The sequence below is a fragment of the Hydrogenophaga sp. A37 genome (genome assembly GCF_002001205.1).
Taxonomy (GTDB): Bacteria; Pseudomonadota; Gammaproteobacteria; order Burkholderiales; family Burkholderiaceae_C; genus Hydrogenophaga.
Genome location: NZ_MUNZ01000100.1, coordinates 1 through 5,640, shown reverse-complemented (window position 1 = coordinate 5,640; position 5,640 = coordinate 1). Strand labels below are relative to the sequence as shown.

The 5,640-nt window shown below is 68.8% G+C and carries 7 protein-coding genes and 1 pseudogene; 4 read left to right on the top strand and 4 right to left on the bottom strand.

The window, feature by feature from the left end; translation table 11 throughout:
• The 4 genes and pseudogenes from B0E41_RS27565 to B0E41_RS11025 all read right to left on the bottom strand — a co-directional run.
• A pseudogene (locus B0E41_RS27565) lies at positions 1-132 on the bottom strand (DEAD/DEAH box helicase); the annotation flags it as partial.
• 35 nt (positions 133-167) lie between these two features.
• The gene (locus tag B0E41_RS11035; protein ID WP_077331207.1) at positions 168-791 is read right to left on the bottom strand and encodes a glutathione S-transferase; all 624 of its coding nucleotides are present in this window, start codon (positions 789-791) and stop codon (positions 168-170) included.
• Between the two features lie 87 nt (positions 792-878).
• The gene (locus B0E41_RS11030; RefSeq protein ID WP_077331206.1) at positions 879-2,531 is read right to left on the bottom strand and encodes an ATP-dependent DNA ligase; all 1,653 of its coding nucleotides are present in this window, start codon (positions 2,529-2,531) and stop codon (positions 879-881) included.
• Complete coding sequence (locus B0E41_RS11025) at positions 2,528-3,577, bottom strand: ligase-associated DNA damage response exonuclease (protein ID WP_077331205.1); 1,050 nt, start codon at positions 3,575-3,577, stop codon at positions 2,528-2,530. The genes B0E41_RS11030 and B0E41_RS11025 overlap by 4 nt, the downstream gene beginning before the upstream one ends.
• Before the next feature lie 90 nt (positions 3,578-3,667).
• On the opposite strand from B0E41_RS11025, the gene B0E41_RS11020 reads away from it, so the two are divergent.
• The 4 genes from B0E41_RS11020 to B0E41_RS11005 all read left to right on the top strand — a co-directional run.
• The gene (locus B0E41_RS11020) at positions 3,668-4,141 is read left to right on the top strand and encodes a helix-turn-helix domain-containing protein (RefSeq protein ID WP_077331204.1); all 474 of its coding nucleotides are present in this window, start codon (positions 3,668-3,670) and stop codon (positions 4,139-4,141) included.
• Positions 4,142-4,344: 203 nt separating this feature from the next.
• Positions 4,345-4,722, top strand: a complete 378-nt coding sequence (locus B0E41_RS11015) for a VOC family protein (protein ID WP_077331203.1) — start codon at positions 4,345-4,347, stop codon at positions 4,720-4,722.
• Between the two features lie 15 nt (positions 4,723-4,737).
• Positions 4,738-5,085, top strand: coding sequence for a DUF2200 domain-containing protein (locus B0E41_RS11010; RefSeq protein ID WP_077331202.1), 348 nt, complete (start codon positions 4,738-4,740; stop codon positions 5,083-5,085).
• A 70-nt stretch (positions 5,086-5,155) separates the two neighbouring features.
• The coding region (locus B0E41_RS11005) for an NAD(P)H-dependent oxidoreductase (RefSeq protein ID WP_077331201.1) at positions 5,156-5,640 on the top strand (485 nt) is incomplete at its 3' end.

Below are 5,640 nucleotides of genomic sequence, written 5' to 3'. Positions count from 1 at the left end.
GTGCTTTTGTGGGTGGGGGCAGCAGGCGAAGGGGCCGAGCAGCCAGGGCCCGTCCACCACCTCGATGCGCGCCTCGGGCGGCGGGTCGCCCGCGCGGTGATCGTGGTTGCCGCGCACCAGGGTCATCGTCAGGTGGACGGTGGCGTGGGGTTCGTGCCCTGGGCCGTTCACGCGTAGTCGTACGCGCCGCCTTTTTCCAGCGCGCGCTTGTAGGCCGGGCGGGCATGGATCTTCTTCAGCCAGGCCATGGTGGCGGGCCGCGAGGCGCCCAGGCCGCCGCGCGAGACGGCGGCTTCGAGCGGGAAGCTCATCATGATGTCGGCGGCGGTCATCTGCTGGCCCGCAAACCAGGGGCGTGAGGCGAGTTCCTGCTCGATGTAGTCGAGGTGCACGTCCAGCATGGGCTGCACCTTCTTGATCGCGATGCTGCCCAGCAGGGGGATCTTGGACATGGCCAGGATGAGCAGCAGCATGGGCATGACCGAGCCCTCGGCGTAGTGCAGAAACTGCCGGTAGCGGCGCTGGCCCACACCGCTGTCGGCCGGGCCGAGCTGGCCGGTTTTTTCGACCAGGTACTCGCAGATGGCACCGGTCTCCACCAGCTTGATGGCCCCGTCTTCCAGCACCGGCGACTTGCCCAGCGGGTGCACTTTTTTGAGCTCAGGCGGCGCGAGCATGGTGCTTTTGTCGCGCTCGTAGAAGCGGATCTCGTAGGGCAGCTCCAGCTCTTCGAGCAGCCACAGCAGGCGCTGCGAACGGGAGTTGTTCAGGTGGTGGACGGTGAGTGTCATGGCAGCGGCTCGGGGGTGGGGGAGGTCTGCATTGTGGTGCGTGGGCGGGAAGCTTGCAGGCCGTCGTGGCGTGCGGCCGCTTGCTGCTCACCCGCCGGCGGGCAGCAGCGCCGCCAGCGTCTGCAGCGAGTCGGCCTCGTCCACCGGCTTGTCTTCGCGCCAGCGCAGCATGCGCGGAAAGCGCACCGCGATGCCGCTCTTGTGGCGCGGGCTGCGGCCAATGCCTTCGAAGCCGAGCTCGAACACCAGCGTGGGGCGCACGCTGCGCACCGGGCCGAAGCTCTCGATGGTGGTCGCTCGAATGATGGCGTCCACCCGCGCCATTTCGGCGTCCGACAGGCCCGAGTAGGCTTTGGCGAACGGCACCAGCGCGCGGCCTTCGGTGCCCGGCGGCGCGTTCCACACGGCGAAGGTGTAGTCGCTGTACACGCTGGCGCGGCGGCCGTGGCCGCGCTGGGCGTAGATCAGCACCGCGTCCACGCTCATGGCGTCGGTCTTCCACTTCCACCAGGTGCCGGCGGCCTTGGTGCGGCCCACGCCGTAGCCGCTGTTGCGCTGCTTGAGCATGAAGCCCTCGGTGCCGCGTTCGCGCGCTGCTTCGCGTTGGGTGGCGAGGTGTGCCCAGGTGTCGCCGGTTAGCACCGGGCTGGCGATCAGCAGCGGGTGGTTGAGGTCTTGCACCAGCGCGTCCAGCGCCGCGCGGCGCGTGTGCAGCGGTTGCTCGCGCAGGTCCATGCCTTCGTGCTCCAGCAGGTCGTAGGCCAGCAGCGCCACCGGCAGCTCGCGCAGGATCTTGGGGCCGAGGGTCTTGCGGCCGATGCGCTTCTGCAGCTCGGCGAAGGGCTGCGGCTTTTCGTCACGCCAGACCACGATCTCGCCGTCGAGCACCGTGCCTTCGGGCAGCGCATCGCCCAGCGCAGCGAGCTCGGGGAAGCGCTCGGTCACCAGCTCTTCACCGCGCGACCACAGCCACACCTGGCCCGCGCGCTTCACGAGTTGTGCACGGATGCCGTCCCACTTCCACTCCACCAGCCAGTCGGCGGGCGGGCCCAGCAGTTCATCAAACCGCTCCGGCGCTTCGTTGAACGGGTGCGCGAGGAAGAAGGGGTAGGGCTGGCCGCTGGTTTGCTGGTTCTGTTCGGTGGGGCTCTCCGGCGCCACCAGCGCCGCGTAGTCGGCGGCCGAGGGCAGGGCGCCGATGTGCGTGTAGCCCATGAGCCGCTGCGCCACGCGCTGAGGTGCAACGCCGGCCACCGCCGCGAGTGCCTGCGTGACCTGCAGCTTGGACACGCCCACGCGGAAGCCGCCGGTGATGAGCTTGAAGTAGACGAAGCGCTGGTCGTCGGGCAGCGCGTCCCACTGCGCGCGCAGCTGGGCGGCCAGTTGGTCAGGCGGCAGACCGCGCAAGGGCAGCAGGTGCAAGGTCAGCCACTCGGCCAGCCCGCGGTCCACCGGCGCGGTGGCGGGCGGCAGCAGCAGCGACACGGTTTCGGCCAGGTCGCCCACGGTCTGGTAGCTCTCTTCAAACAGCCACTCGGGCAGGCCCGCCGCCGCCTGGGCCAGCTCGCGCAGCGTGCGCGTGGGCACGGTCTGGCGTGGCTTACCGCCCGCCAGAAAATACACCGCCCAGGCCGCGTCGGCCGCGGGCGCCTCGCTGAAGTAGCGCTGCAACGCGGCCTGCTTTTCGCGTGTGGCGGTGCTCGCGTCCAGCTCGCGGTAGAGGGCGGCGAAACGCTTCATGGCGCGGGCTCCGGGGGAGCGGGTTCAACGGTCTTGTCCGCCGTGTCTTCGGCGCCGTACTCGGTCTCGAAGGCCTGCGCGTCCAGCCCCTGTTCGCTCAGCCAGCGCACCAGCACCGGCACGCTGCCGTGCGTCACGCGGATGTGCTCCGCGCCGGTCGCGGTGATGGCGCTCATCAGGCCCGGCCAGTCGGCGTGGTCCGACATGACGAAACCCCGGTCCACGCCACGCCGCCGACGCGTGCCGCGCACCAGCATCCAGCCGCTGGCGAAGGCGTCCACCGCGTCGGCGCCGAAGCGCTTCATCCACGGCGTGTCCTGGGCCGAGGGTGGGGCGAGCACCAGCGCGCGCTGCAACGCCGCCGGGTCGAGCTCGGTCACGCTGTGCGTGGGCGGCAACGCAACGCCAGCCGCCCGGTACACCGCGTTCAGCGGCTCCACCGCGCCGTGCACGACGATGGGGCCGATGCTGGCGTCCACCCCATGCAGCAGCCGCTGCGCCTTGCCGAAGGCGTAACACAGCAACACCGAGGCGCGGCCTTCGTCGGCGTTGCGCCGCCACCAGGCGTTGATGTCGTCGAACAGCACCGCCTGCGTCGGCCAGCGGTAGATGGGCAGGCCGAAGGTGCTCTCGGTGATGAAGGTGTCGCAGCGCACCGGCTCGAAGGGCGCGCAGGTGCCGTCGGCCTCGGTCTTGTAGTCGCCCGAGGCCACCCACACGCGGCCACCGTGCTCCAGCCGCACCTGCGCCGAGCCCAGCACATGGCCGGCGGGGTGCAGCGAGAGGCGCACGCCGTGGTGCTCGATCACCTCGCCGTAGTCCAGCGTCTGGAGGTGGATGTCTGCCCCGAGCCGCTGGTGCAGCGTGCCCGCGCTGTGCGTGTGCGCGAGGTAGTGCGCGTGGCCCCAGCGCGCGTGGTCCGAATGGCCGTGCGTGATCACGGCGCGTTGCACCGGTCGCCAGGGGTCGATGAAGAAGTCGCCGGCCGGGCAGTAGAGGCCTTCGGGTCGGGCGACGATGAGATCGGGGTCGTTGAGTAACACCATGTTTTCTGCGAGAAAACGAGCTTTAAAAAATTGACCAGTCAATCGTATTGACCAAAAATGGTCGTCACAACAATTCAACAGGGACCGATCATGAACACACTGTCCATTCCTTTGGGATCCACGGTGAAAGCGCCGCGCCGGAGCACCACCCACGCACCCGCAGACCCCAGCGTCCGCGAAGCGCAAACCACCGCGCTGCTGCGCTCGGGCGCGGCTTACCGGCACGATCGCATCCAGGCCGCCGACATGGTCACCACCGACGAAGCCGCCGAATTGGCGGGCGCCACGCGCGTGACCATCAACACCTGGATCAAGGCCGGCCGCTGCATCGGCGTGGCTCATTTGCGGCGCGGCTACAAACTGCCGCGCTGGCAGTTTGAGCCCTTCGTGTTCCCGCACCTTCAGCCGCTGTCGCAGGCGCTGGGTGCGACCGATGGCTGGCAGCTGCTGGCCTTCCTGGAGAGCCCGCACCCGGCACTGGACGGGAAGACGCCCCGCGTGGCGCTGGAGCAGGGTGTGGATGCGCAGCGCGTGCTGGACCTGGCCACCGCAGTGGGTCATTGAAGACCTCTGCCCACGAACCTCAACCCCCACCCGCCGGGCAGGCTTGTGCCGCTGCCGGGCGTGGAAGCGGCCGGTACATGAACCCCACCCCACCCGGCGACCCGTCGCGGGCTGCTGGCCTGGTGGCGGTTGGGTTGAGGGCGGGTTGACCGACCGGGCATGGCGGGGCACAGTAACCGTCCTTTCACCCACAGGAGATCACCGTGTCCACGACCACACACGCCATCAGCTGGTTTGAAATTCCCGTCACCGACTTCGCCCGCGCCAAAGCCTTCTACGAAACCGTGCTCGGCCGCCCCATCGAGACCATGACCATGGGGCCGTCCACCATGGGCTTCCTTTCCATGAGCCCGGACACGGTGGGCGGCGCCATCGTGCAAGGGGACGGCACCGCGCCTTCGAAGAGCGGCACGCTGGTCTACCTCAACGGCGGCGACGACCTTTCGCCCATGCTCGCGAGGGTCGAAGGCGCAGGCGGCTCGGTGGCGGTGCCCAAGACCGACATCGGCAGCGGCTTCGGCTTCTTCGCCCACTTCATCGACACCGAGGGCAACCGGGTGGGTCTGCACTCGATGGCCTGAGCAACGTTTGCCACCATGGCCACCCATCGCATCTTCACCACCCCGTTCGCCAGCGTGTACCCGCTCTATGTGCAAAAGGCACAACGCAAGAACCGGACGAAGGATGAGGTGGACCGCGTCATCTGCTGGCTGACCGGCTACAGCCCTGCGCAGCTGCAACAGCAGATCGACACGGGCGCCAGTTTCGATGCCTTCTTCGCCCAGGCACCTGCCCTGCACCCCAACACCGCGCTCATCAAGGGCGTGGTGTGCGGCGTGCGCGTGGAGGCGGTGGAGGACCCGCTGATGCAGAAGATCCGCTGGCTCGACAAGCTGATCGACGAGCTCGCCAAGGGCAAGGCAATGGAGAAGATCCTGCGTTGAACCGGCCATTGGTTCGGGGTGCGGCGGGCTGCTTAAGATGGCGCACGCACCCCAACTTCACCGCCCGGTCATGTCCTCACGCCACGTCCTCTTCCTCATCGCCTCCACCCGCGAGCCCGGCCACGTCGGCAACACCGAATGGCTCGCCCGCCAGGCCGCGGCCAGCCTGCCACCCGATACCACCCAGACCTGGGTGCACCTGGCCCGCGCTGGCGTCCCCGAGTTCATCGACCAGCGCCACACCGTCGGCAGCTACCCCATGCCCGAAGACGGCAGCGTGATGCGCGGCCTGCTGGACCAGACCCTGGCCTGCACCGACTTGGTCTTCGTCGCACCGGTCTACTGGTTCAGCTTCCCCGCCACGCTCAAGGCCTACCTCGACCACTGGAGCGCCTGGCTGCGCGTGCCGGGGCTGGAGTTCAAGGCGCAGATGAGCCAGAAGCGCCTGTGGCTCATCACCACCAACGGCGACCGGACGAAGGCGCAGCCGATGATCGACTCGACCGCGATGTGCGCGAAGTTTCTGGACATGCAGATGGCGGGGGTGCTGTGGGG